Source organism: Acidithiobacillus albertensis (assembly GCF_001931655.1).
Taxonomy (GTDB): domain Bacteria; phylum Pseudomonadota; class Gammaproteobacteria; order Acidithiobacillales; family Acidithiobacillaceae; genus Acidithiobacillus; species Acidithiobacillus thiooxidans.
Map to the genome: position 1 here is coordinate 464,434 of NZ_MOAD01000001.1, position 23,216 is coordinate 487,649.

The window sequence follows — 23,216 nt, forward strand, 5'->3', positions numbered from 1 at the left end:
GGCTGTTTTCGGGTATATGGCCTTACTCAGTTGCCGGTGCCCAGATCGCCCAGGTATTTGCTTTTGGGGTAATTGTAGGCGAGCACCTTGCTTACGGTTTCCGCCTGATTCTGGAGGTTGAGATGCCGGTAGGAGCGGACCAGATAGTACAGGGCTTCTTCCCTTGAAGGGCTGAGCTGATAGCGGGTGACCACGTTATCACAGCGATTGGCCGCCGCAACGTAAGCGTGGCGCGTATAATAGAACTTGCAGATGTCCAGGTTGCGCTTCCCGAGAATATCGATGATTTTGGCCATGCGCAGACGGGCATCGACAGCATAGGGACTATGGGGCCAGCGTGTGGCCAAGGTCTGCAGAGTGCTAAAGGCTTCTTCGGCGGGTTTGGGATTCCATTCAGCGCCCTGGATGCCTTCATAGTAGGCAATGCTTTTCAAATACCAGGCATAATCCACATGGGGGTTGGCCGGATGCAGTTTGATAAAGCGTTCGGCGGCTGCTGCAGCGGCTTCGGAATCGCCACTCTTGTAGTAACTGTAAGCAGTATCCAGTTGTGCCTGTTCCGCATAGGGACCGTAGGGATAGCGGGTTTCCAGTTCTTCATAATGGCGAATGGCCGAAGTGTAATCTCCGCGTTCCATGGCTTGCTTGGCGGGCTGATACATTTGGGCAGCCGATTCGTGGGTTTCCGCAGCCTGATCGCCTTTGTGGGGAGTGCTGGCACAACCGGCCAGAAGGGCAGTACAACAAAATGAAATAAGTAAGCGTTTGCGCATGAAGGACAATAGTCTATAGTGGCGAGCCATGAGCGACGATACTACGGGACTTCCCATGATTTTGCCAGTGGATCAAGCCGGTGAACGACTGGATGCGGTTTTGAGTGGCCTGCTTCCGGACATCAGCCGCAGCCGGATCCAGACCCTGTTGAAAGACGGCCATATTCGGGTGAACGGCGCCGTCGAAAAACCCAGCCTGCGCATCCAGGGAGGCGAAGCGGTAGACATTGATTGGCCGGAAAGCGAACCTAGTGTCTGGCTGGCCCAGGATATTCCTCTGCATATTATGTATGAAGATGCGCACATTCTGGTCCTCCACAAACCGGCGGGGCAGTTGACCCATCCCGGTGCCGGTCATGCGGATGGTACCCTGGTAAACGGGGTGCTGGCGCATCTACCGGAAAACGCCTATCTGCCCCGGGGTGGTATTGTCCATCGTCTGGACAAGGACACCACCGGCTTGCTGGTAGTGGCCAAAACCGAAATGGCGCGGCAGTCGCTGATTGATCAGTTGGGTGACCATACCATGCACCGGGAGTATCTGGCCCTGGTGAATGGCCCGATGACCGGGGGTGGTCGGGTGGATGAGCCCATTGGCCGCCATGCCCATGATCGGCTGCGTATGACGGTGCGTGCCGACGGGCGCCCGGCACAAACCGATTTTCGTCTGGTGGAGCGCTTCCCCCGCCACAGCTTCCTGCGTTTGCGTCTGGCCACCGGGCGTACCCATCAGATCCGGGTGCACATGACCCATATTGGTCATCCGTTGGTCGGGGACCCGGTATATGGGGGGCGCATGAGCGTGCCCCAGGGTCTGGATGCTGAAGGCTTGGCTTACTGGCAGCAGTTTCGGCGACAGGCCCTGCATGCCTGGCGCTTGAAGTTGTACCATCCGGAAACGGAAGAGTTGATGAGTTGGGAAAGTCCACTTCCGGAGGAAATGGAAAAACTGCTGGATTTGTTGCGGCAGGCCCGCCGTGCCCATTGAGGCACCATCTATTCTAATCCCTGACTGGCCGCTGCCCGCCGGGGTACATAGCGCGATTACCCGGCGCAACGGGGGTTACAGTGAAGGTCCTTATCGCTCATTCAATCTGGGCGATCATGTTGGAGACGCGGCACAGGCTGTGGCTAAAAATCGCGAGATGCTGCGTACCTGGCTGAAATTGCCGCAAGAACCACAATGGCTGCGCCAGGTACATGGTATGGAATTACTGCAGATTCCAGCTGGTCAAGACCTCTCTGCGCTTCCCGAAGCTGATGGGGCGGTCACCCATCTTGCCGGGCAAGTGTTAGCGGTATTGACGGCTGATTGTCTGCCGGTGCTGGCTTGCAGTCGTGATGGTCAGCATCTCGGGGTCTTTCACGCCGGCTGGCGGGGTCTGCTGGCTGGCATTCTCGAAAAAGGGGTGGCGGCGCTGGCGGTGCCAGGTAAGGAAGTTCTGATATACTTGGGGCCAGCAATCGGGCCTGAGGCTTTTGAAGTGGGCCCTGAGTTGCGGGCAGCTTTTGTTGCGGAAGATCCGCAGGCTGTCAGCGCCTTTCGTGCCGGGCCAGGGGATCGCTGGCTGGCGGATATTTATCAGCTTGCCCGGCAGCGCCTGCACCGGGTTGGGGTCACGGCCATTTATGGTGGGGGCCTGTGTACTTTCAGTGATAGCGAATTTTTTTCGTACCGGCGGGATGCAGTGACCGGACGAATGGCATCTTTGATCTGGAGGGAATAAGTCATCATGGCGACTTTACGCAGAGCCGGTGATCCGGCGCTGGTTACGGACCCCGACATCATTGCCGGGCTGTTGGCTCCGCTGGGTGTGCTTCTGGAAAAACTGCCTGTTCCTGCAACGGACAGCAGCCGCAGCCTGTTGGCCCAGGCAGAACTCAGTAGCGACAATCAGGAAAAGCTGCTGGAGACTCTGGATGCGGTGTTTCGGCGCTTACAATCCGAAAAAGGGTATCAGGACCGGGATCTGATCGTGCTTTATCCCGGCCATCCCCAGCTGGAGGCACTCAACGCTCGTTTTCATCGGATTCACACCCATGATGATGAAGAGGTGCGTTACATCGTCGATGGCGAAGGCGTTTTTGGCTTTGTGCTGCCCGATGCGCAGCAGGTCGAGCTGACGGTGGTGGCGGGCGACTATATTCATGTTCCGGCAGATGTGGAGCACTGGTTCCGCCTCAATCAACTCCAGCGGATCAAGGCGGTCCGTTACTTCAGTGCCCGAGGCGGATGGACTCCCCATTATACGGAACGTCCCTTGCAGAGTTTTCACGATTTATGAGTGCCTACATAGAGGTGGATTACCAGTTTCCTGCCGGGGTTGATGCGCAGCGGCAGGCTCAGGCCATTGCCATCGGGCAGACTGCCGGAAGCTGGGACACGCGCTTTCAGCACCGGGAAGAACAGCTTCGCGGGCATCTCGCTGAAGTGCTGGCAGTGCATGACTTACCCGAGGGGCGACACCTGGCGACCATCCGTTTCCCCGCCGAAAATGTGGATGGACGCATGGGTAGCCTGCTGACCATGATTTTCGGGAAATATTCTCTGGCGGGTCCGGCCAAGGTCATGGCCATACGCTTACCTGAAGGGTATGGGCAATCCTGTCGCTTTGGTCTGGCGGGTATCCGCGAAAAACTGAACGTAGCCGAGCGCCCCCTGATTATGGCCATTTTCAAGCCCGCTCTGGGGCTGAGTGCCGAGGACCATGCCGAAATTCTGGCGGAAGTGGCGATGGCCGGTCTGGATATCATCAAAGATGATGAAATTCTGCCGGACTTGCCCTCAGCCGCGACGCTGGCCCGCTGGGAAGCCTGTGCACCTATTATTGAGGCGCGTCGCGATCGGACCGGGAGGGATTTACTTTACGCCATGAATCTTTCCGGCGATGCCCGGCAGGTTCAGGACCTGGCCCGGCAGTTGGTTGCCCGGGGTACCAACGCCCTGCTCCTGAATGTGCTTGCCTATGGATTCCCCATGCTGGAAGCCCTGGCAGCAGATCCGGAAGTGAACGTCCCGATTTTTGCGCATCCGGCTCTGGCCGGGGCCTGGTGCGCTGCACCCGATCATGGTTTTGCCTATGCGGCCATACTGGGGACGGCAATGTCCTGTGCCGGTGCAGATGCGGTTCTTTATCCGGCCCATTATGGCAGTTTGCCTTTTCCGGAGGCGGACGAGCAGGCCATTGTTGAGGCCTTACGGGCGCGGGGCGTGGCGCCAGTTCCCTCGGCGGGGGTGCACCCCGGTATGTTGGGTGCCATTCTGGAAGATTATGGCCCCGAGGTTATTCTCAACGCCGGTACCGGGATTATGGATCATCCCATGGGCCCCTCCAGCGGCGTGCTGGCCTTTCATGAGGGGCTGGAACGCTGGCAGGAGGGCGCTTCCCTGAAGTTGTCTGATCTGCCCGCCGGGCCTTTGCGGGCGGCCGTGGAAAAATGGGGGGCCGCCTGATGCTGTCCAAAGCCATTTTCTGTGATTTTGATGGAACCATCACGGAGCAGGAGATTTTTGTGGCCTTGATGCGGCATTTTGCCCCGGGGGCTGCCGCGCAGGTTCTTCCGGAAATATATGCGCAACGCTTGGGGCTGCGGGAAGGATTACCCCGGATCCTGGAAGGCATTCCTTCCCAACGCTGGCCGGAAATGGAAGACTTTGTCCGGGGTACAGCCTTGCGTCCCGGTCTGGAACATTTACTGGCTTCCGCCCGCCAGGCGGCTGTGCCTTTTATTGTGGTGACAGGTGGCTTTACCCGCATGGCAGAAATCGTCCTGGAACCTTATCGCGCCGATATTCACGCGATTCACGGGCTGGAAGTGGATTGCTCCGGCCCGACTTTGCGGGTTTTTTCGCCCTGGCAGGATGCGTATGAACTGGTGGCCAAGCGTCAGGTGCTCGCCCATTATCAGCCCCGGACGGCGCTCTGCATTGGCGATTCCATCACCGATCTGCGGGTGGCGCGCGACTGCCCTCTGGTTTGTGCCCGTGATCGGCTGGCGCAATATCTGCAGGAAGAGGGCAAGGCTTTCATTCCCTTTGAAACGCTGGATGACGTCAATGCTGCCCTGGCAGCACGCGGTTGGTGGAAGGAGGGTGCCGATGCACCATGAAGATTTGCGACAGGAGCTGGCACTGGCTGCCCGAAGCTTTTATGAAAGAGGCTGGATGCTGGGAACAGCCGGTAATTTATCGGCGCGCATGGCTGAAGAGGCTTTCTGGATTACCGCCAGTGGCCGTCCCAAGGACTTGCTGGACACCGAAGATTTTGTTTCCGTAAACCTCCAGGGAGAAGTGCTGCTTGCTTCCGGCGGACGTAAACCTTCGGCAGAAACTTCCATCCATCAGGTGATTTATCAACATATTCCTGAAGCCCGGGTGATTTTTCATGTGCATTCCATTGAGGCCAATCTCTGCGGACATTTCGCCAGAAACGGGCAACTCCGTCTGCCGCCGCTGGAAATGCTCAAGGGACTGGGGGTTCCCGATGCGGAACCCGAAATTGATCTGCCGGTTTTTGCCAATCATCAGGATGTTGCCCGCATTGCCAAAGATATGGATACTGCTTTTACGCAAGCCATTCCTCCGGTGCCCGGTGCGCTGATTCACCAGCATGGCGTGACTGCCTGGGGGAGCGATTTGTTGTCTGCACGCCATCACCTGGAATTGCTGGAATATTGTTTTCGTTATCTCGTACAGGCTAAAGCCCTCGCTATAGGAGTTCAGGCATGAGTCAAGCGCTTCTCACCGTCATCGGCGAAGATCGCCCCGGTATTGTCGCAGCTGTCACCCAGGCGCTGTTTACGGCGGACTGCTCCATTGGTGACGCTTCCATGATGCGTTTGGGCGGCTATTTCACCATCATGCAGGTCATTGACTACAGCAGGGACCTGGGCTCCGTGGAAATGGCCCTGGATCCTGCCATCAAGCGCCTGAATTTACGGGTACACCTGGATCCTATCTCCAGTGTTGCGGTCGCGGCAGATCTGCCCAATACCCGGGTCACAGTGTATGGGGCCGATCATCCGGGTATTGTGGCTGGAGTAACCGGCGCCCTGGCCGCCATCGGTTTTAATGTGATTGATCTGGAAAGCGAGAGCTCCGGAAACGCCGAACGGCCACTGTACGTCATGGTCATTCAGGGTTATGCCCCCGATGGCATTGAAAGCGTGCGCAAGGCGGTTTTGCCCCTGCGCGAAAAACAAGGGGTAGAAGTGGGTGTCCACCCCATTGAAGCGGCCGTATTCTGATGACGGTACTGTCCATCCTCACCTATCCCGATGCGCGGCTGCAGCGCAAGGCCGAAGCCGTCCAGGTTTTTGACGATGAGCTGCTAAAATTTGTTGGGGATTTGACCGAAACCATGTACGCCGGTCCGGGCGGCGTCGGTATTGCCGCCCCTCAGGTAGATCGCCATCAGCGCATTGTCATTGTCGATGTGCGTCCCAAACTGGGGGATGATTGTCATGGTCTGATGGTGCTCATTAACCCCGAACTGATGGCCTGGGAAGGCATGGCTGTGGGCCGCGAGGGCTGCATGTCGGTCCCGGATTTTACCGGCAATGTTATCCGTGCTGAGCGCATTCGGGTGCAGGCCCAGGACGTGTCGGGACGCGAGCGCAGTTTTGAATGTGAAGGCTTTGAGGCGCGGGCGGTTCAGCATGAAATGGACCATCTCGACGGTTTTCTGTTTCTGGACCGCCTGGTTTCACGAAAAACCGATCTGTTCCGCCGCAAGAATTATCAGAAATCCTAATAACCACCAATCATCCTGAAAACGGCGGTTGCCGTGGGTGCTTTGCCGCGACTTTTGTTTCGAGCCGTTGTTGTTCTTGGCGAAATCCTGCGCCCGTCAGGAGAGCTGTTTGAGCCCGCAGGGCGAGTTCTCTCCTGACAGCAGGATGCGCCTTAGAACAACAGGCGAGGAACAACGGAGCAAAAAGCACCCACGGCAACCGCCGTTTTCAGGATAGCCGGCATCCCGGTTATGGTGGTCCTGGGGATATGCGTTAAACTGCATAAGCCGGACTTATTCGGCTCCGTACTGGGTGTCCAGCCAGTGACGATAACTGCCATCCATGACCTGTTGCCACCATTGCGGATGCTCCAGGTACCAGAGGATGGTGCGCTGAATGCCGGTGGGAAAATCCACCGCAGGTGCAAAAGCCAATTCCCGGGTGATTTTTTCCGCATCAATGGCATAGCGGCGATCATGACCGGGGCGGTCACGAACATACTGAATCAGCTCTTCGCTGCGGCGTCCCAGTGCCGGGGCGGCCCGGGGGTATTGTTCGGCCCAGCGGGGATTACCGGCGAATAATGCGTCCATCTTCCGGCAGACCAGTTGCACAATGTCGATATTGGCCCATTCGTTACAACCACCAATATTGTAGCTTTCGCCTTCCCGGCCCTCACCAAGAATAGCGGCGATCCCCCGGCAGTGATCTTCCACATAGAGCCAGTCACGGATCTGCTGACCATCACCATAAATGGGCAGGGCTTTATTGTGAAGAATATTGACGATGATCAGCGGGATAAGTTTTTCAGGAAAATGATAAGGTCCGTAATTATTGGAACAGTTGCTGGTCGTGGTGTTTAATCCGTAGGTATGCTGATAGGCGCGGACCAGATGGTCGGAGCCCGCCTTGCTGGCAGCATAGGGAGAATTGGGCGCATAAGGGGTGTCTTCGCGAAAGGCAGGGTCTTGGGGTCCGAGGGTGCCGTAGACTTCATCGGTGGAAATATGATGAAAACGATGGGGAACAGGGCCTTCAGGACCATCCAGCCAGAGCGATTTCGCCACTTTGAGGAGCGTATGGGTGCCAACGATATTGGTCTGGATAAAAGCATCAGGATCATGAATGGAGCGATCGACGTGGCTTTCCGCAGCAAAGTGCACAATGACATTGATGTCATGGGCACGCAGGCTGCTTTCAAGCAATGCCGCATCATTGATGTCACCCTGAACAAAATGAAAATCGGGATGCGTTTCCAGTCCGTCGAGATTATGGCGGTTACCGGCGTAGCTGAGGACGTCATAAGCGATCAGCGTGTCTTGGGGATGATTCTTCAGCCAGTAGTGACAGAAATTGCTGCCAATAAAACCGGCGGCACCGGTGACCAGCAGGCGTTTTTCAGCGGGCGATGCAGAAGAGGTTGCGGTCATGGGGTTTCCTTGTCTAATCAGAATCGTTATCGGTGAGCATTTGCCGCAGTGCCTGACGCCAATGTGGAGCCGCACCTAACGCCGCATAGCTGATACTTTTATCCAGTACCGCGCAGGCAGGGCGGCGGGCCGGGGTTGGGTAGGCGCTGGCGGGAATCATACCGATGGGGATGCTACGCTGGAGCAGACCCAAAGCCAGGGCTTCTTCCTGAATCGCGACCGCAAAATCGTACCAGGAGGCCACTCCGGCATCCGTCCAATGCTGAATGCCGTTGAATTCAGGTTGTGCGCAGGCCCTCCAGATGGCCGCCGCCAAACCTGCCGCCCAGGTAGGGCTGCCAATCTGGTCACCAACCACCCCCAGAGAGTCCCGTTCTGACATCAGCCGCAACATGGTTTTGACAAAATTTTTACCGTGGGTGCTGTACACCCAGGCGGTCCGTAAAATGAGCGCATTGTTTCCCAGAATACGGACAATCTCTATCTCGCCGGCAGCTTTGCTGGCACCGTATACGCCGAGCGGATGACGGATACTGTCCGGCTGATAAGGGGTCGCCTGACTCCCATCAAATACAAAATCCGTGGAAATATGGATGAGCCGGGCAGAATGTTTACGGGCAGCCTCTGCACAATGAACGGCACCATCCCGATTGATGGCGTAGGCCTTTTCCGATTCCGATTCAGCAAGATCAACGGCAGTATAAGCAGCGGCGTTGATGATGAGGTCGGGTTGAAAACTCTCGGCAGCCTGTTCCACCTGTTCCTGAATGGCAATATCTGCCTGGGCGCGGGACAAGGCGCATAGTTCAACGGCCTCAGGACGGTGACGTTGGAGTTCCCAGCCTAACTGTCCATTGGCACCAAACAACAGGACGCGTTTGATTCCGGATCCGGCGGTGGTCATGCCTGGCTCCTGGTAGCGTTCATGGGATTTTCCTCGGGATATTTAGTCAGAACGGCCGGTTGGGGCATAAAGAAATTCATAGAAGTTGTCCATGGCAATACCCTGGGTATCATAGCCGGTCACTGTTACCTGATCATTTTGAGTGCCCACCGCCACCATGCAGGCATGCTCTTCAGGAAGGGCGGAAGCCTTTACAAATGAAGGGCCTAATTGTCCGCAGGAATTATGCGGATATTCCTGATTCAGGCTGACGATAAGCTGATCAGCTATCTGCTGTGCTTGCTGTGGAGACCTGGCCGCAAAAGCCCGTTCATTCCGCCAGGCATCGGCAATGACTTTGCGTTCTGTGGGCGTGCTGGCTGATGCCATGGCTTCATGATGCATCTGGTCCAGGGTTTCCAGCGCCACATACAAATCGGTGCGCGCACCACTCTGCTGATCAATGACATGGACACTGAGAATAATGGTCAGTATGCCATAAATGACGATGACTGCACCGAGCACCCAGGCAAAACGCAGTCGACTGGATTTACTAGGATGACCTGCCATCAGGAAGGCCGCCGTTGCGCGGGGCGGGCCCGGCGATGTGTGCTTTTCTGACTGTTTTGGCGGTCAGCTATGTGCCCCTCTTCACGGCGAATCTGCAAACGATTTTCGGCGGCAAAACGCATGATTTCCGCAAAGGCCTCGGGGCGTAATTGTTCCAGACTTTCATCCATGATGATGGCCGCGTTGCCATTTATGTTGGCGGGCTCAATCAATGGTAAGTAATGAATTTTATGGTCGGCACCGAAATGGGCGAGTCCCACCCCTTCTATGAGCATCTCAGCCCAGGCTGAGGGACGAAATTTGCCCCCGCTTTCGGTTACGCCATCAATGATGATCATGGATACCGCTGCTCCTCAGGAAAAGGGGCGATAATAACGCTCTTCGCATGGAGAATGAAGGGTTCACGAATAGGTTTCTGCTTTTGCAAAAGAGCATCCGGCTGCATCCTTGCTGGCCAGCTGGGGGTTCGAATCCGTGAGGAGGGGCCAGTCTATGCCGATATCCGGATCATTCCAGACTATGCAACGCTCGGCTTCCGGGGCGTAAAATTCGGTTGTTTTATAGAGGAAGTCAGCGGAATTACTTAATACATAAAAGCCATGCGCAAAGCCGGGTGGTACCCAGAGCATCTGATGATTTTCTTCGGAGAGTGTGGCCCCGACCCATTGACCAAAGGTGGAAGAAGAGCGGCGCAAATCTACGGCCACATCAAAAACAGCACCTGAAACAACGCGTACCAGCTTTCCCTGGGGCTGATGAATCTGATAATGCAGGCCACGCAGTACGCCCTGTTGAGAACGGCTGTGGTTATCCTGCACAAATGACAGATTCAGACCGGCATCACTAAACTGGCGTTGATTCCAGCTTTCCATGAAAAATCCCCGGGTGTCGCCAAATACTTTGGGGGTAATGAGCAGCACTTCGGGGATACGTAATTTTTCAATGATCAAAACGGAGACCCTTCTTCAAGGATGCGCAGGAGATATTCTCCATAACCACTTTTTTTCAGCGGGGCGGCAAGTTCTGTAAGTGTGTCTGCATCAATATAACCCATGCGGTAGGCTATTTCTTCGGGACACGCAACTTTCAGGCCCTGACGTTCTTCCAGAGTGCGGATGAATTGTCCGGCGCTGAGCAGGTCAGCGTGCGTGCCAGTATCCAGCCAGGCCGTGCCGCGTCCCAGCACTTCCACATGCAGGCGTTTTTGTTCGAGGTATAAACGATTCAGATCAGTAATTTCCAGCTCTCCCCGTGGTGAAGGACGGATTTCCCGGGCCAGACGACTCCCGTCTGCATCATAAAAATACAGGCCGGTGACCGCAAAAGAAGAGCGGGGTTTGACAGGTTTTTCTTCCAGTCCAATGGCAATACCCTGACGGTCAAACTCCACCACGCCATAAGCCTTGGGATTGGCAACGTGGTAGGCAAAAATCGTTGCCCCGTTATCGGCCCGGTTGGTTTGCTGCAGGGATTCACTGAGATCGTGTCCATAAAAAACATTGTCGCCAAGCACCAGTGCTGAAGGGCTCCCCGCCAGAAAGTTTTCGGCAATCAGTAAGGCTTGCGCAAGGCCGTCAGGATGCGCCTGTTCGGCATAGCAAAAATCCATCCCCCACTGCCGACCATCACCCAGAAGCTGCTGGAAACGTGGAAGATCGTTGGGTGTGGAAATAATCTGGATTTCGCGGATTCCCGCCAACATCAGGGTGGCGAGCGGATAATAAATCAGGGGCTTGTCATAAACCGGCATCAGCTGCTTGCTGACTGCCTGGGTCAGCGGATACAGACGGGTACCCGAACCCCCGGCGAGGAGAATACCCTTACGCTTCATGAGCAGCCTCAGAATTTTCTGCCTTACCCTGGCTCTGGCAGAGGCTATTCATATACTCGGTAAAATCGGCGCCCACTTCGGGATGTAATTTGCCGAAGGCAATGGTGGCCTTGAGATAGCCCAGTTTGTCACCACAATCAAAGCGCTGACCGGCAAAACGATAGGCCAGCACCTGACGTTCGCTGAGCAGATGGGCGATGGCATCCGTCAACTGGATTTCGCCTCCTGCGCCACTCTGGGTGTTTTCCAGAAAATGAAAGAGACGGGCGGGCAGTATATACCGACCAACCACCCCCAGATTAGAAGGCGCTTTTTCGGGCTGGGGTTTTTCGACAATGCCGCTGACCTGAAAAATACGTTCGTCCCACGGGCGGGCGTCTACCACTCCATAACGGGTAGAGTGTTCACGGGGGATTTCTTCGACGCCAAGAATGCCGGCCTGATAGCGATGGTGCTGTTCGACCATTTGCGCCAATACAGGTGGTTCACCGAGCATCAGATCATCGGCCAGCAGCACGGCAAACGGTTCATCACCGATAACCGGCTTGGCCATCAGTACGGCGTGGCCCAGCCCCAGAGGGTAAGGCTGACGCAGAAAAATGGTACTCACATGACTGGGTAAAATACTTTGCACCTGTTCCAGCAAGGCTTTTTTGCCACGCTTTTCCAGTTCGTTTTCCAGTTCGTAGGAAACGTCAAAGTGATCTTCAATGGCCCGTTTCCCCCGGCCACTGATGAAAATCAACTGATCGCAGCCTGCCGCAATGGCTTCTTCTACGGCGTACTGGATCAGAGGTTTGTCCACTACCGGCATCATTTCCTTGGCGCTGGCTTTGGTGGCCGGTAAAAATCGGGTACCCAGGCCCGCCACGGGGAAAACTGCTTTACGCACTTCAGCCATACATGTTCTCCTTTGGTATGCGGCGAGTATAACGAACACAGCCCGCCTCCCGCAAAGTGTTTGACTTCATGAACAGCTCGGGTCAAATTCGCTGCAAATCGCCCGGACCAATGGCCGTTTTAGCTTCATGAAGAAGAATCGGCGTCGGATTCAGAAGCTTCGTGCGGGATACCGGGTTCCGATTTTTCCCGAATTATTTTTCCACCACCGACGCCACCGGCCATGGCAAAACGTAAAGCCTGCTGGGGTGTCATGTCCGGAAGCGGGATGATTTTTTCTCTGGGAATCAGGCAGGTGAAGCCGCCGACGCCATAACTCATGGGAATAAAAACGGCCACACAGTCTTCGGGGAGGTGCGGTAGTTCGTGCAGGGTGTCACGGGTGACCAGCCCGATGATGTAGCCCATATCTCCCCCCTGCCGAACCAGAACGGCGCTGCGAAAGCCCCGGTCTGCACCACCAAACAGTAATCCCACCGTTTCCTGAATGGTGCTGTAAAGGCTATGCAGAACCGGGATTCGCGCCAGTGCCTTGTTCATCCAGTCAAAAATCCATGCGGTCAGGACATGGGAAGCCAGAAAACCAACGCCCAGAATGGTCAGCAAGGTCAGGACCAGTCCCAGACCGGGGATGTCTATTCCGAAAATGGCCTTGATCGGCGCTTCAAACAAGTTGTTGAGCCAGCCGCCAATCCATAACACCACATAAATGGTCAGGCCGATGGGAAGAGAGATGAGCAGGCCCTGGGCGAACCAGCGGCGCAAATGCAGATGCTGAAAACGTGAAGGCGGTTGAACGGGTACTGGCAGTGTCATTGGGACCCCGTTTTAGCAAAGACCGCACCAGCATAACAAAAAATGCCAGAAAGTAGTGGATGTTTACGGAGTCTCATCGCGATCCTCCTGATTTTTGAATAGTTGCGGGGCCAGGCCATGTTTGCGCATGAGCTTGTAAAGATCCGTACGATGGCGGCCAGCAATGCGAGCAGCCCGGGAAATATTGCCGTCGGTGGCACGCAGCAGATTTTCAAGATACACCCTTTCAAAGGCCGTTTTGGCATCCTGCAAAGGCGGGAAGGCGCTGGATCCACCCTGACGGCCGGCATCGGGAATGGCCTCTCCCGAGACCCAACCTTTTTCGGTGACGGCGGCGGCAAAGGTGATGGCGTTTTCCAGCTCTCGAACATTTCCGGGCCAGGGTCGCTGCATCAGCTTGTCCATGGCTTCGGGGCTGAACCCTGGAATATTGCGTTCCAGGCGCTGGCTTTCCCGATCCAGAAAATATTGGGCAAGGAGCAGGATGTCTTCGGGACGCTCGCTGAGGCTGGGAACCCGTAGGGGAATGACGTGCAGGCGATAATATAGATCTTCCCGAAAGGCGCCGCTGGTAGTCAGCGCATGAATATCCTGATGGGTGGCGCTGATAACGCGTAAATCCACGGATATTTCTGTTTTTGCTCCAACTGGACGTAAGGTCCCTTCCTGCAATACCCGCAGCAGTTTGACCTGCAAAGCCAAGGGGAGGTCTCCGATTTCGTCCAGGAACAAAGTACCGTGGTCGGCGCTGCGAATGAGCCCGATATGGTCCTGAGTGGCTCCGGTAAAAGCCCCCTTAACGTGGCCAAACAGTTCACTTTCGGCCAGTTCGGAGGGAATGGCGCCACAGTTGACGGCCACAAAAGGCTGGTCATTCCGGGCGCTGGCTTCGTGGATAGCTCTGGCGACACGTTCCTTGCCCGACCCACTTTCTCCAGAAAGAAAAACACTGGCCTGGGAAGTGGCTATGCGGGTAATTTCATTGACCAGACTGGCCATGACCGGACTGCGGTGGAGGATGCTTTGCCCGGCCTGAGCGCGTAGGTCAGCCCTTAACTTGCTGAGTTCACGGCCAGCAAGGCGTTGTGCCAGGGCCGCCGTGCATAATGTCTGTAACTCGTCATTACTGAACGGTTTGCTGAGATAACCAAAAGCCTGGGCACGCATGGCTTCTACCGCGTTAGGAATGGTGCCATGGGCGGTTAGCAAAATAACCGGCAAATCGGGATCACGAGCCTGAGCGGCTTCAAGAACCGCCATCCCGTCCATGATGGGCATGCGTAAATCGGTGATCAACAAATCCACACTTTCCTGGTCCAGTAGTTCCAGCCCTTGCTGCGGATTGTTGCTACTCAGTACCCGATAATCTTCACTTTCCAGCCACAAACCCAGCAGCCTCAAGAAATCCGGATCATCATCAATAATGAGAATAGTGGACATGGTTTTACGCATCTCAGGGTAAGGGCGCGCCATGCGCTTCCAGGGTTTTTTCTGCATGCTGGTGGAGCAGGGATTCCAGACGTTGAAGCCGTGCTTGTGCGGCATCCGCAGCATTTTGTGCAGCGATGGCCTGAGCTTTACTTTGCTGAATGCGGACTTTGTCTCGTTTAAGAAGAGTAATATTTTCCAGCAGGGCATTGACGCTGCGCCGCAAGGGTAGGGTCTGGCTGGCCAGATCCTGGTTCTGTGCCGCCATGCTGAGCTCCCGGGCGGCGTTATCCAGGGCAGTTTTATTGAGAGGGCCACTGCTGAGATAGCTGTTTGCCAGCGCAAGATGAATATTGGCACAACTGGCGGAGGTAGCGGGACCGCAATCATGCAATGCCTTGAGCAGCTCTGGTCGGGGCGTTTCCGAGAGCGGCAGCGGCGCGGCTTGGGGCTGAGCAGGTGCTGCCGGATGAATCATTGCACAGGCTCCCAGAAACAATAGGATACTGAAGGTGCCGAGTGAGCGGATCGCAAGCAATAATCGGTACATCAATGGGCTGCCTTCTGAGGAAAAGAGGGTAGCCAGATTTCTGCGCTGAGCCCTCCTTGTGGACGGTTTTGAATGTGTATCCAGCCGTCTTGAGCGGCTACCAGTTCGCGGGTGATGGCCAATCCCAATCCGGTACCCCGGGGTAAACTGTTACTGACCGGAACCTGATAAAAACGTTCAAATACCCGTTCCAGCAAGGCTTCAGGAATGCCCGGGCCTTCATCTTCTATTCGAAACAGAACGCCCTGTTGTTCGGCAATGGCCTGCACGTGGATTTGACCGCCGGCAGGGCTGTATTTGTTGGCATTGCTGACCAGATTGCTGAGAATTTGCCGCAAGCGTTGTGGGTCGGCGTACACTTCCAGCGGTGCATGGCTCTCACAAAGGAGGGTTTGCTGCTTTTTTTCAGTCAATGGCTGCATGCGTTTTTGTAGATCTTCGAGAATCTCGGATACTTTGACAGTTTGGGGTGAAAAATCGAGGGATTGCGCCTGTAAGGCATGCATGTCGAGCATTTCCTGAATAGCCGCATATAATTCCTTGACCTGACGGACGACAATTTCGAGGACTTCGCGTTGCCGTGGCAGAAGCGGGCCGATGCGCTCGCTGAGCAGTAATTCACTGCCGGAACGGGCTGAGGCCAGAGGGGTTTTCAGTTCGTGAGAGACCTGGCTGAGAAATTGGTGGCGCAGGCGCTCTTCTTCCCGCAGGCGGGCCTGCATGCTGTCGATGCTGCGGGCCAGATCGCGTAATTCCTGGGGTCCATCACTGGCAACATGGGCGACTTTACCCGCCCCGATGTCCTCCAGGGCCAGACGGAAGTCCTTTAATGGTCGGGTTAAGGCCGTAGCAACCCGCCAGGGTATCAAAAGGCTGAGCAACGCCGTGATGACTACGAGTGCATAAAGCAGTTGCACGGCCTGAGAACGCGCTGCCGCTGCCGCTTCTCCCTGGCTGAGCAGCAAGGACTGCATGGCCTGATGAACATCATGAAAACGTGCTTCAACAGCCGTCCGGCTGGCTTTGCCGTCGAGCACAGCCGCTTGCCCTGAGCCTGGTGTATTTGCGGACTGCAAATAATTGTTCAGACTCACTTGTAGTTGCTGGAGTGCGCTGGCAAGTTGGGGGTAGGCTGTCGCGCCAGTCTGTAGTGTCTGTAAAGACGTTTGTTCGTGATGAATCAGGTGGGCAAAAGTGGCTTCATAACCAGAGTGGGGCAGGACCTGCGCCAGGTCCTGATAAAATTCGGCCTGACGTTGTTGTCCATGAATTTCCAGTAATTGCTTTTGCAGCGGCAAGCCAATTTCAATCAGCGTATTGCTGCTGTCGCCCAGGGTATGAATCGCCTGAATGGCCGCAAACACGACTCCCGCGACCAGAAACAGGATGATAATGGCAAAAAACAGGACGCGTCGGGGAATCGAAATAGCGCCATGATGATCTTTAGCCGGAGAGTCCATGATCTTTTGTCCGGTGTTCTGTTCTTCCATAAAGTCCGCAGCCATCCACTCCTCCATGCCGGTTGCCCTGAACATGGGCAGCGCATTGTCGGAAACCAGTGTATGCGACTGGCGTCCAGCGGCCTAGTGTAGATTATCGGCTACAGCGGCAAAGCACCCCCGGCAACTGCCGTTTTTGAGATTATGCGTCCACATTGGCCAGAAGCGTGGCCGCTGCTTCGAATACGGCTGAGTTGAGATCAATGCCGCCGAGCATGCGGGCAATTTCCTGCTGACGTTGTGCCGCTTGCAGGGGGTTTATGGCGCTGAGGGTTTGACCATCCTGCACCTGTTTTTCAATGTGCAGGTGGTGGTGGCCCTGTGCCGCCACCTGGGCAAGATGGGTAACACAAAGTACCTGCTGTTGCGCGCCAAGGCGGCGAAGCAGGCGTCCTACCCGTTCGGCAACGGCGCCACCAATGCCCACATCCACTTCGTCAAAAATCAGGGTGTCAATGCGCTCGGGTGCAGCCAGAATGACCTGCAAGGCCAGACTGATACGCGAGAGTTCTCCGCCGGAAGCCACCCTGGCCAGGGCCTGTGCCGGATGGCCGGGGTTGGCGGTAATCCAGATTTCTGTCTGATCCCAGCCGGAGTCGCGCCAGAATTTTTCTTCTTCCGGATGGCTGGATAAACGCAATTCCACCTGAGCATGGGGCATGCCCAGCTGACGGATTTGTTCGGCAACCGCGTCCGCCAGGGCTTGCTGACGGGCTTGCCGGGCCGTCGTGAGAGCATGGCTGTGTTGAACATAGGTCGTTTTGGCTTTGAGTAAAGCCTGCTCAGTGGCAAGCAGTGTGCTTTCCAGATTTTCTGTTCCCTGCAGTTCCTGACGCAGGGTATCGCGTTTGGCGATTAAGCCCGGTAAGTCACAATGATACTTGCGTTGAAGATCCTGCAACTGTTGCAAGCGTCGGGCAATTTCTTCCAGACGTTCGGGGTCGGCTTCCAGGTCGGCCAGATAAGTATGCAAACTGGAAATGCTTTCTTCGACCTGGATGAGCGCGGCATTGAGCAAGGCCTCATTTTCCTGCAGGCGGGCATCATGCTGGGAAGCCACGCCGAGATGACGCTGGGCTTCGGCCAGGGCCCGATTGGCTGGATGCGCTTCCCCTTCCAGGCCTTCCAGTGCCGCCTGGAGGTGTTCACGCAATTTCTCTACCGCCCCGAGACGCTGTTCTTCGCTGCGCAGGCTTTCCCATTCTTCTTCCTGCAACTGTGCGGCTTCCAGCTCCTGCAGCTGAAAGCGTTGCCAATCGGCCTGCTCATTCTGACGGGTTTGCTCCGCACGTAATTGCTGACAGCGCAGCGTCTGTTCCCGCCACAGCCGATGCGCTTCAGCCACCTGATTCAGACTGGTTTCCAACCCGGCAAAACGGTCCAGCAGGGCCAGTTGGCGATCGGCGTGGAGCAACTTCTGATGTTCATGTTGTCCCAGCAGCTCAATCAGAAACTCACCAAACTCCCGCAACTGGGTAAGGGTGACGTTGCAGCCATTAATAAAAGCCCGGCTACGGCCATTGCGTTGGAGGACCCGGCGCAGTACGCACACCGGTTCATCTGCATTCATATCCTGATCGCGCAACCATTGGCGAGCGGCATGTTTGGAGGCAAGGGCATATTCGGCACTGATTTCGGCCTGCTCTGCACCATGGCGGATACTGTCTGCATGCCCCTTGTCTCCGAGGAGCAGGGCGATGGCATCCACCAGAATGGATTTACCCGCCCCGGTTTCTCCGGTGAGTACGGTCAAACCCGCATCAAAATCAATACTGACGCTGTCAATCAGGGCAAAATTGCGAACCTGCAGGCTGAGCAGCATTTAATCTTCTCCCGGTGATTCGGCCCAATGCAGTTTTTCCCGCAGTATCTGAAAGAAGTTTTTCTCTTCTGGATGAATAAAACGTGCCGAGCAGGGGGCACGGCGGATGTGAATTTCATCGCCGACGGCCAGAGGAACGCTGCTGTGACTATCCAGACTGAGGGCTGCAGGCTGACGACTGGCGGTCAGGCGGGCACGGATGGCCACGGTATCGGCGACGACCAGGGGCCGGGCGGTGAGGGTGTGCGGGCAGATTGGTACCAGCAGCAGGGCAGCGAGGCTGGGGGACAAAATGGGACCGCCCGCTGAAAGTGCGTAGGCGGTCGAACCCGTTGGAGTGGCAATGATGACGCCATCAGCGCGCTGGGTATAAACAAAGCGGCCATCCATATGGACGCTCAGTTCAATCATGCTCTCACCGCCGCCTTTATGAATAAACACTTCGTTGATGGCCAGACCGCTGTGTATTTGTTGATTGTCGCGCCACAACACAGCATGCAGGACCCGGCGTTGATCCTGCTGATAATGACCCTGCAAAATGGGCGGCAGGGCACTTTCTATTTGGTCAATGGACAGATCCGCCAGAAAGCCCAGCCGTCCCTGATTAATGCCGAGAATGGCTATGCCACTGCTGGCCGTATTTCGGGCTGTGCCTAACAGGGTGCCGTCGCCGCCAATGGCAATAACCAGATCCGTTTCCGCGCGGGCTTCGCTGAAAGCCATCCGTTTCAGGCCAAGGGTGTCATCAATCTCGCCAGAACATTGAGTTTCGATAAAAACTTCCCGCCCCTGGGATTGAATGAAATCACGCAACAGGCGTAATCCCGGAAGTACCGAAGGATCACGGTATTTGCTGACGAGCAGGACGCGCTGGAAGGGCTTGGTCATGGGAGTAGCCTACATGGGGGCGCTACAAACGCCAAGAGGAAAATGCCGGTTTTCAGGGTAGGGGAGTTCAGGGCGATAATTACGCCTGCAGCCATCCATAAAAACCGCGTAGCAGAAGATCGGGAACATGCTGGCTGTTGGGGATTTGCGCCTGCCAGAGCGCCGCATCACCACCGGTCAGTAGCACCTGGGCGTCGGGATACATCTGCTGAAAATGGGTGATGGCACCCTGCAGGGCGTCGGCAAATAAATGGAACACGCCGGACTGGATGGCTGCACCCGTACTGTTACCAAGAGCTGCGGCGGGTACGGGCAAATCCATGTCGGGGAGGAGCGCCGTGCCGAGAAACAGGGCATGAAGGCTCATGGTGATTCCCGGAAGGATTCTGCCGCCCTGGAAACGGCCATCGGCAAACAGGTCAATGGTAATAGCCGTACCCATGTCAATGATGATGCTGCTTTGGGCGGGGTAATCCTGAGCTGCAGCGAGCAGGCAGCAGCGTCGATCAAAGCCCAGCGCTTCGCCGGGGACATAGGCGTTGGGGACGCGTTGGTTGAACACCGCCAGATCAGGTTCGCGAAGACGTGTTTCGGGTAATAATTCCCGCCAGGTTTGCAACGCTTCCGGCACGACCCCTCCCAGCGCAAAAGTCTCTTCCTCTGCATGAGGGCGTAGCTGTTCCCATTGCTGTAAAATATGCGCAGGATGCAGGGCGGTTGCGGCGCTGATGCTCTGAAAATGCAGGCCATCATTGCTCTGCGCCAGCAGGGTTCGGGTATTGCCCACGGCGATGAATATCATGATGCCAATGGCCGCAGGCTGACGTCGCCGGCACTCAACCATACCGGGGCTTTGTCCGGCTCCTGTACCTGCAGGCGACCATCCCCCCCGATGCCCAGTACTTCTGCCGGATAATGTCCCCGCGCATCGCTGATCTGCACAATCTGGCGCATCATGGGCGCTGCCGCTTCATTCCAGAACGGCAGAAAGGGTTCCAGGCCGTCGCGATCAAAGCGGACGAAATCATCCTGCCAGCGGCGAATGATTTGTCCGGCAAGATGGCTGCGGGACAGGTTGAGCTGCTGTTGCGCCAAACTCGTGGCAGTGTCCGGCAGGCTAGGATCGTCGTGCACATTCAGCCCCAGGCCAAGTACCAGGCGGTTTTGCCCGGAGGGCAGGCGGCGCGCTTCCAGCAGTAGTCCCCCCAGTTTTTCCCCGGCAATCCAAATGTCATTGGGCCATTTGATCCACAATCCGCTGATACGCTTTTGCAGCACCTGAAAAACACCCAGACCAGCCACCAGGGTCAGGGCAGGGTTAATGCTGGCCGCCTGCGTCCAGCCATAGCTCATGGCCAGATGCCGACCAAAGGGTGAAGACCAGTGACGCGCCCGCCGCCCCCGCCCGGCCCACTGACTTTCTGCCAGACAAATACCGGGATTGGCATCGCTGTCCAGCATTGCGCTGTTGGTCGAAGCACAGGCTGGCAGTATCCGGATTTGTGCTTCCGGAATGTTGGCAACAGCGGCAATTTCCGGGGGGGAAAGGGGCGGGTGAGGATACTCCAGCTGCAGTCCCTCGGCAGTCTGGCGCAGGGGAATCCCCCAATGCTCTGCTTCCTGAAGCAGGGCCGTGGGCACCACCCCTGCATCGTTAACGCACTCGACATCAGCCAGAACTTCCAGCAGTTTTTGCAGTGCCGCTGTGGGGGCTTCAGGAGCGGATATGGCCGTCTCCCAATACAATCCATTTTTGCAAAGTCAGCCCTTCCAGACCAACCGGACCACGGACGTGCAGACGATTGGTGGAAATGCCAATTTCCGCCCCCAGACCATATTCGAATCCATCGGCGAAGCGGGTGGAGGCATTGACCATCACTGAGCTCGCGTCGACTTCACGCAAAAAGCGGCGGGCGTGGGTATAATTTTCAGTCAGAATGGATTCGGTATGCTGGGACCCATAGTGATTGATGTGCGCAATAGCGGCGTCGAGATCGTCGACGATTTTGAGGGAAATGATGGGCGCCAGATATTCCGTGCCGTAATCCTCTTCCGTAGCTGCCACGGCACCTGCAAGGCGTGGCAGGCTCCGTTCGCAGGCCCGGACTTCGATGCCTTTTTCCTGCAGTGCCGTGACGATAGGAAGCAGCAGATCTTCCATTCGATCCTTGTGGATCAACAGGCTTTCGGCGGTGTTGCAGGTGCCCAGTCTTTGGGTTTTGGCGTTGACCACCACTTTCAGTGCTTTGCGGGCATTCGCATCGGCATCGACATATACATGGCAGTTGCCGTCCAGATGCATAATCACCGGCACTGTGGCATCGGCCTTGATGCGGGAAATCAGCCCTTTGCCGCCGCGCGGAATGACCACATCCACATGAGCATCCATGCTGATCAGCACCCCGACGGCTTCCCGGTCTGCCGTGTTAACGTATTGCACCAGATCCAGAGGTAATCCCGCCTTACCCAAAGCCGCCCGCAAGCGTTCGGCAATAGCCATGTTGCTGTGCAGGGATTCCGAGCCACCGCGCAAAATGACCGCATTGCCCGACTTGACGCAGAGACCGGCGGCATCAGCCGTGACGTTGGGACGTGACTCGTAAATCATGGCAATCACACCCAGCGGCGCCCGCATATGACCGACCTGGATACCGCTGGGGCGATAACGCAAATCCGTGATTTCACCAACAGGATCGGGAAGTGCGGCAATTTCTTCGAGGCCCCGGGCCATCGCCTCAATGCGCGTCTCATCCAGTCGCAAACGGTCGATAAAGGCGGCATCCTTGCCCGCCTCTTCGGCACTGCGCAGATCTTTGCGATTGGCACGCTGCAAATTATCGGCATCACGCCGTAAAAATTCTGCCATCAGGCGCAAGGCCTGGTCCTTGGCGGCACTATCGGCACTTTGCAGACGCCGTTGGGCGCTGCGCGCCCGTTCGCCAATTTTTTCCATTTCCTGGTGCAAATCCATCATCAGTCTCCTCTTTCGTGTCAGCCTGGCTGACATGAGTTCAGCGAAGAACCTTCCGTGTCGGGCAATATGTGACCTGCCAATGGGGATTCATTCGCGCGGATATTAGCTCTATTGTGCCGTTCTCAGGCTGATCCGGCAATTCGCAGGCATAAATCGGTCAGGGCGGGCCAGACCGGAGTAGGGTCCTGACCCTTGATGCGGGCGTCAATTTCAAGGCATTCACGGATACCCGCCAGCAGGCTATGACCCGGCAAACGCCGCGCCGCCGCGCGGAACCAGTTCTGGCGGGGAGGGAATACCCGGTTCTGGCGAAAAACCTGATCAACGTCCACATGGGCAGCGCGTAATTCCGCCAGTATCCGCAAATCCTTGTGGAGTGCCCAGAGACAAAGGGCCGGTTCACCGTCGCCACTGCGCAGACGATCAATAATGCGCAGAATTTGCGTTGGTTCAGCGCGCAGCGTCGCATCCGCCAGATCATAAATATTGAACTGGCTGCTGTCGGCCAGTACGTTACGAATAGCGGCAACATCCACCGCCTGCCCCGGATAAATCTGCTGTAGGCGTAAAATGGCCTGATGGCAGGCCCCAAGATTGCCCGCACTCAGATCCGCCAGCAACTGGATGGCCTCGTCATCTGCCGACATTTTTTGCAGTTTGAGGCGTTGTTCTATCCAGCGGATCCAGTCTGCGCCTTCGGGACGATACAACAACAGGGTCTGGCCGTGGCTTTCCAGGGCCTTGAACCATTGCGTTTTCTGGACGCTGGCATCGGGGCGTGGGCCGCTGAAGACGAGCAGGGCATCGGGGGGCGGCGAAGCCAGCCAGTACTGCAGGGCGCTGACGCCTTCCTTGGGCAGCTTGATGCTGTCCAGACGCAGGAGGAGCAGGCGTTGTTCAGCGAAAAGTGAGCCAGCATCCCGCTCATCCCGCAGCGCATCCCAAGGGGCGGAGGAATGATTCAGCCGTTGGCGTTGGGCAAAACCCTGTTCTGCAGCAACCTGGCAGAGTGCTTCTTCAGCTTCCTGCAAAAGCAGCGGTTCATCAGAGAACAAACCGTAGACGGACGCCAGCTTACCCTGCAGGTGTCCTGACCACTGTCCCGGCTTGAGTCGCATC

The 23,216-nt window shown here is 56.4% G+C and carries 26 protein-coding genes; 8 read left to right on the forward strand and 18 right to left on the reverse strand.

Annotated features, from left to right (window positions below):
• Positions 1 to 26: 26 nt before the first annotated feature.
• Positions 27 to 773: an outer membrane protein assembly factor BamD gene (locus BLW97_RS02480; protein ID WP_075322191.1), complete on the reverse strand. Its 747-nt coding sequence runs from the start codon at positions 771 to 773 to the stop codon at positions 27 to 29.
• A 28-nt stretch (positions 774 to 801) separates the two neighbouring features.
• Between BLW97_RS02480 and rluD the strand changes: the two genes are divergently transcribed.
• From rluD to def, 8 genes are read left to right on the forward strand one after another with little or no spacing between them, the layout of a single operon-like run.
• Positions 802 to 1,761, forward strand: a complete 960-nt coding sequence (gene rluD, locus BLW97_RS02485) for a 23S rRNA pseudouridine(1911/1915/1917) synthase RluD (RefSeq protein ID WP_010641558.1) — start codon at positions 802 to 804, stop codon at positions 1,759 to 1,761.
• On the forward strand, positions 1,751 to 2,500 hold the full coding sequence (gene pgeF / locus BLW97_RS02490) for a peptidoglycan editing factor PgeF (protein WP_075322192.1): 750 nt from the start codon (positions 1,751 to 1,753) through the stop codon (positions 2,498 to 2,500). Before rluD ends, pgeF begins: the two co-directional genes overlap by 11 nt.
• A 6-nt stretch (positions 2,501 to 2,506) precedes the next feature.
• Positions 2,507 to 3,058, forward strand: coding sequence for a cupin domain-containing protein (locus BLW97_RS02495; RefSeq protein ID WP_075322193.1), 552 nt, complete (start codon positions 2,507 to 2,509; stop codon positions 3,056 to 3,058).
• A complete protein-coding gene (locus BLW97_RS02500; RefSeq protein ID WP_075322194.1) occupies positions 3,055 to 4,227 on the forward strand; it encodes a RuBisCO large subunit C-terminal-like domain-containing protein in 1,173 nt (390 codons plus the stop codon). Before BLW97_RS02495 ends, BLW97_RS02500 begins: the two co-directional genes overlap by 4 nt.
• The gene (locus BLW97_RS02505; protein WP_040429679.1) at positions 4,227 to 4,883 is read left to right on the forward strand and encodes an HAD-IB family phosphatase; all 657 of its coding nucleotides are present in this window, start codon (positions 4,227 to 4,229) and stop codon (positions 4,881 to 4,883) included. The genes BLW97_RS02500 and BLW97_RS02505 overlap by 1 nt, the downstream gene beginning before the upstream one ends.
• The gene (gene mtnB, locus BLW97_RS02510) at positions 4,873 to 5,502 is read left to right on the forward strand and encodes a methylthioribulose 1-phosphate dehydratase (RefSeq protein WP_075322195.1); all 630 of its coding nucleotides are present in this window, start codon (positions 4,873 to 4,875) and stop codon (positions 5,500 to 5,502) included. Before BLW97_RS02505 ends, mtnB begins: the two co-directional genes overlap by 11 nt.
• Complete coding sequence (locus BLW97_RS02515) at positions 5,499 to 6,020, forward strand: glycine cleavage system transcriptional repressor (RefSeq protein ID WP_075322196.1); 522 nt, start codon at positions 5,499 to 5,501, stop codon at positions 6,018 to 6,020. Before mtnB ends, BLW97_RS02515 begins: the two co-directional genes overlap by 4 nt.
• Positions 6,020 to 6,526: a peptide deformylase gene (def, locus tag BLW97_RS02520; protein ID WP_024893563.1), complete on the forward strand. Its 507-nt coding sequence runs from the start codon at positions 6,020 to 6,022 to the stop codon at positions 6,524 to 6,526. The genes BLW97_RS02515 and def overlap by 1 nt, the downstream gene beginning before the upstream one ends.
• A gap of 273 nt (positions 6,527 to 6,799) precedes the next feature.
• Here the strand turns inward: def and rfbB are convergent, their stop codons facing one another.
• From rfbB to holA, 17 genes are all read right to left on the reverse strand, one after another.
• A complete protein-coding gene (gene rfbB / locus BLW97_RS02525; protein ID WP_075322197.1) occupies positions 6,800 to 7,936 on the reverse strand; it encodes a dTDP-glucose 4,6-dehydratase in 1,137 nt (378 codons plus the stop codon).
• Between the two features lie 13 nt (positions 7,937 to 7,949).
• A complete protein-coding gene (rfbD, locus tag BLW97_RS02530; protein WP_207650539.1) occupies positions 7,950 to 8,840 on the reverse strand; it encodes a dTDP-4-dehydrorhamnose reductase in 891 nt (296 codons plus the stop codon).
• Between the two features lie 42 nt (positions 8,841 to 8,882).
• Complete coding sequence (locus tag BLW97_RS02535; protein ID WP_010641579.1) at positions 8,883 to 9,389, reverse strand: hypothetical protein; 507 nt, start codon at positions 9,387 to 9,389, stop codon at positions 8,883 to 8,885.
• Positions 9,389 to 9,727: a DUF3579 domain-containing protein gene (locus BLW97_RS02540; RefSeq protein ID WP_010641580.1), complete on the reverse strand. Its 339-nt coding sequence runs from the start codon at positions 9,725 to 9,727 to the stop codon at positions 9,389 to 9,391. Before BLW97_RS02540 ends, BLW97_RS02535 begins: the two co-directional genes overlap by 1 nt.
• Positions 9,728 to 9,790: 63 nt before the next feature.
• On the reverse strand, positions 9,791 to 10,339 hold the full coding sequence (gene rfbC, locus BLW97_RS02545; RefSeq protein WP_075322198.1) for a dTDP-4-dehydrorhamnose 3,5-epimerase: 549 nt from the start codon (positions 10,337 to 10,339) through the stop codon (positions 9,791 to 9,793).
• A complete protein-coding gene (gene rfbA, locus BLW97_RS02550; protein WP_010641583.1) occupies positions 10,336 to 11,220 on the reverse strand; it encodes a glucose-1-phosphate thymidylyltransferase RfbA in 885 nt (294 codons plus the stop codon). Before rfbA ends, rfbC begins: the two co-directional genes overlap by 4 nt.
• Complete coding sequence (gene galU / locus BLW97_RS02555) at positions 11,210 to 12,121, reverse strand: UTP--glucose-1-phosphate uridylyltransferase GalU (protein WP_010641585.1); 912 nt, start codon at positions 12,119 to 12,121, stop codon at positions 11,210 to 11,212. The genes rfbA and galU overlap by 11 nt, the downstream gene beginning before the upstream one ends.
• Before the next feature lie 125 nt (positions 12,122 to 12,246).
• Positions 12,247 to 12,936, reverse strand: a complete 690-nt coding sequence (locus BLW97_RS02560; protein ID WP_031572532.1) for a DUF502 domain-containing protein — start codon at positions 12,934 to 12,936, stop codon at positions 12,247 to 12,249.
• A 63-nt stretch (positions 12,937 to 12,999) separates the two neighbouring features.
• Positions 13,000 to 14,409, reverse strand: coding sequence for a sigma-54-dependent transcriptional regulator (locus tag BLW97_RS02565; protein WP_075322199.1), 1,410 nt, complete (start codon positions 14,407 to 14,409; stop codon positions 13,000 to 13,002).
• Entirely contained in the window at positions 14,390 to 14,842 is a 453-nt protein-coding gene (locus tag BLW97_RS02570) for a hypothetical protein (protein ID WP_226852317.1), read from the reverse strand. The genes BLW97_RS02565 and BLW97_RS02570 overlap by 20 nt, the downstream gene beginning before the upstream one ends.
• 71 nt (positions 14,843 to 14,913) lie before the next feature.
• Positions 14,914 to 16,419, reverse strand: coding sequence for a sensor histidine kinase (locus BLW97_RS02575; protein WP_075322201.1), 1,506 nt, complete (start codon positions 16,417 to 16,419; stop codon positions 14,914 to 14,916).
• Between the two features lie 136 nt (positions 16,420 to 16,555).
• Positions 16,556 to 18,235 (reverse strand): DNA repair protein RecN, encoded by a 1,680-nt coding sequence (gene recN, locus BLW97_RS02580; RefSeq protein WP_075322202.1) that lies wholly within the window; start codon positions 18,233 to 18,235, stop codon positions 16,556 to 16,558.
• Complete coding sequence (locus tag BLW97_RS02585; protein WP_075322203.1) at positions 18,236 to 19,123, reverse strand: NAD(+)/NADH kinase; 888 nt, start codon at positions 19,121 to 19,123, stop codon at positions 18,236 to 18,238.
• A 79-nt stretch (positions 19,124 to 19,202) separates the two neighbouring features.
• A complete protein-coding gene (locus BLW97_RS02590) occupies positions 19,203 to 19,967 on the reverse strand; it encodes a type III pantothenate kinase (protein WP_207650540.1) in 765 nt (254 codons plus the stop codon).
• On the reverse strand, positions 19,922 to 20,869 hold the full coding sequence (locus BLW97_RS02595) for a biotin--[acetyl-CoA-carboxylase] ligase (RefSeq protein ID WP_075322204.1): 948 nt from the start codon (positions 20,867 to 20,869) through the stop codon (positions 19,922 to 19,924). The genes BLW97_RS02590 and BLW97_RS02595 overlap by 46 nt, the downstream gene beginning before the upstream one ends.
• Positions 20,838 to 22,097, reverse strand: a complete 1,260-nt coding sequence (locus tag BLW97_RS02600; RefSeq protein ID WP_226825860.1) for a glutamate-5-semialdehyde dehydrogenase — start codon at positions 22,095 to 22,097, stop codon at positions 20,838 to 20,840. Before BLW97_RS02600 ends, BLW97_RS02595 begins: the two co-directional genes overlap by 32 nt.
• 122 nt (positions 22,098 to 22,219) lie before the next feature.
• Complete coding sequence (holA, locus tag BLW97_RS02605) at positions 22,220 to 23,215, reverse strand: DNA polymerase III subunit delta (protein WP_031572519.1); 996 nt, start codon at positions 23,213 to 23,215, stop codon at positions 22,220 to 22,222.
• Position 23,216 lies beyond the last annotated feature (1 nt).

Bases quoted from the DNA above. Each gene is read 5' to 3' on its own strand.
- BLW97_RS02480 (WP_075322191.1), bottom strand. From the start codon at position 773: ATGCGCAAACGCTTACTTATTTCATTTTGTTGTACTGCCCTTCTGGCC.
- rluD (WP_010641558.1), top strand. From the start codon at position 802: ATGAGCGACGATACTACGGGACTTCCCATGATTTTGCCAGTGGATCAA.
- BLW97_RS02495 (WP_075322193.1), top strand. From the start codon at position 2,507: ATGGCGACTTTACGCAGAGCCGGTGATCCGGCGCTGGTTACGGACCCC.
- BLW97_RS02500 (WP_075322194.1), top strand. From the start codon at position 3,055: ATGAGTGCCTACATAGAGGTGGATTACCAGTTTCCTGCCGGGGTTGAT.
- BLW97_RS02505 (WP_040429679.1), top strand. From the start codon at position 4,227: ATGCTGTCCAAAGCCATTTTCTGTGATTTTGATGGAACCATCACGGAG.
- mtnB (WP_075322195.1), top strand. From the start codon at position 4,873: ATGCACCATGAAGATTTGCGACAGGAGCTGGCACTGGCTGCCCGAAGC.
- BLW97_RS02515 (WP_075322196.1), top strand. From the start codon at position 5,499: ATGAGTCAAGCGCTTCTCACCGTCATCGGCGAAGATCGCCCCGGTATT.
- def (WP_024893563.1), top strand. From the start codon at position 6,020: ATGACGGTACTGTCCATCCTCACCTATCCCGATGCGCGGCTGCAGCGC.
- rfbB (WP_075322197.1), bottom strand. From the start codon at position 7,936: ATGACCGCAACCTCTTCTGCATCGCCCGCTGAAAAACGCCTGCTGGTC.
- rfbD (WP_207650539.1), bottom strand. From the start codon at position 8,840: ATGACCACCGCCGGATCCGGAATCAAACGCGTCCTGTTGTTTGGTGCC.
- BLW97_RS02535 (WP_010641579.1), bottom strand. From the start codon at position 9,389: ATGGCAGGTCATCCTAGTAAATCCAGTCGACTGCGTTTTGCCTGGGTG.
- BLW97_RS02540 (WP_010641580.1), bottom strand. From the start codon at position 9,727: ATGATCATCATTGATGGCGTAACCGAAAGCGGGGGCAAATTTCGTCCC.
- rfbA (WP_010641583.1), bottom strand. From the start codon at position 11,220: ATGAAGCGTAAGGGTATTCTCCTCGCCGGGGGTTCGGGTACCCGTCTG.
- galU (WP_010641585.1), bottom strand. From the start codon at position 12,121: ATGGCTGAAGTGCGTAAAGCAGTTTTCCCCGTGGCGGGCCTGGGTACC.
- BLW97_RS02560 (WP_031572532.1), bottom strand. From the start codon at position 12,936: ATGACACTGCCAGTACCCGTTCAACCGCCTTCACGTTTTCAGCATCTG.
- BLW97_RS02565 (WP_075322199.1), bottom strand. From the start codon at position 14,409: ATGGCGCGCCCTTACCCTGAGATGCGTAAAACCATGTCCACTATTCTC.
- BLW97_RS02570 (WP_226852317.1), bottom strand. From the start codon at position 14,842: ATGATTCATCCGGCAGCACCTGCTCAGCCCCAAGCCGCGCCGCTGCCG.
- BLW97_RS02575 (WP_075322201.1), bottom strand. From the start codon at position 16,419: ATGGCTGCGGACTTTATGGAAGAACAGAACACCGGACAAAAGATCATG.
- recN (WP_075322202.1), bottom strand. From the start codon at position 18,235: ATGCTGCTCAGCCTGCAGGTTCGCAATTTTGCCCTGATTGACAGCGTC.
- BLW97_RS02585 (WP_075322203.1), bottom strand. From the start codon at position 19,123: ATGACCAAGCCCTTCCAGCGCGTCCTGCTCGTCAGCAAATACCGTGAT.
- BLW97_RS02590 (WP_207650540.1), bottom strand. From the start codon at position 19,967: ATGGTTGAGTGCCGGCGACGTCAGCCTGCGGCCATTGGCATCATGATA.
- BLW97_RS02600 (WP_226825860.1), bottom strand. From the start codon at position 22,097: ATGATGGATTTGCACCAGGAAATGGAAAAAATTGGCGAACGGGCGCGC.
- holA (WP_031572519.1), bottom strand. From the start codon at position 23,215: ATGCGACTCAAGCCGGGACAGTGGTCAGGACACCTGCAGGGTAAGCTG.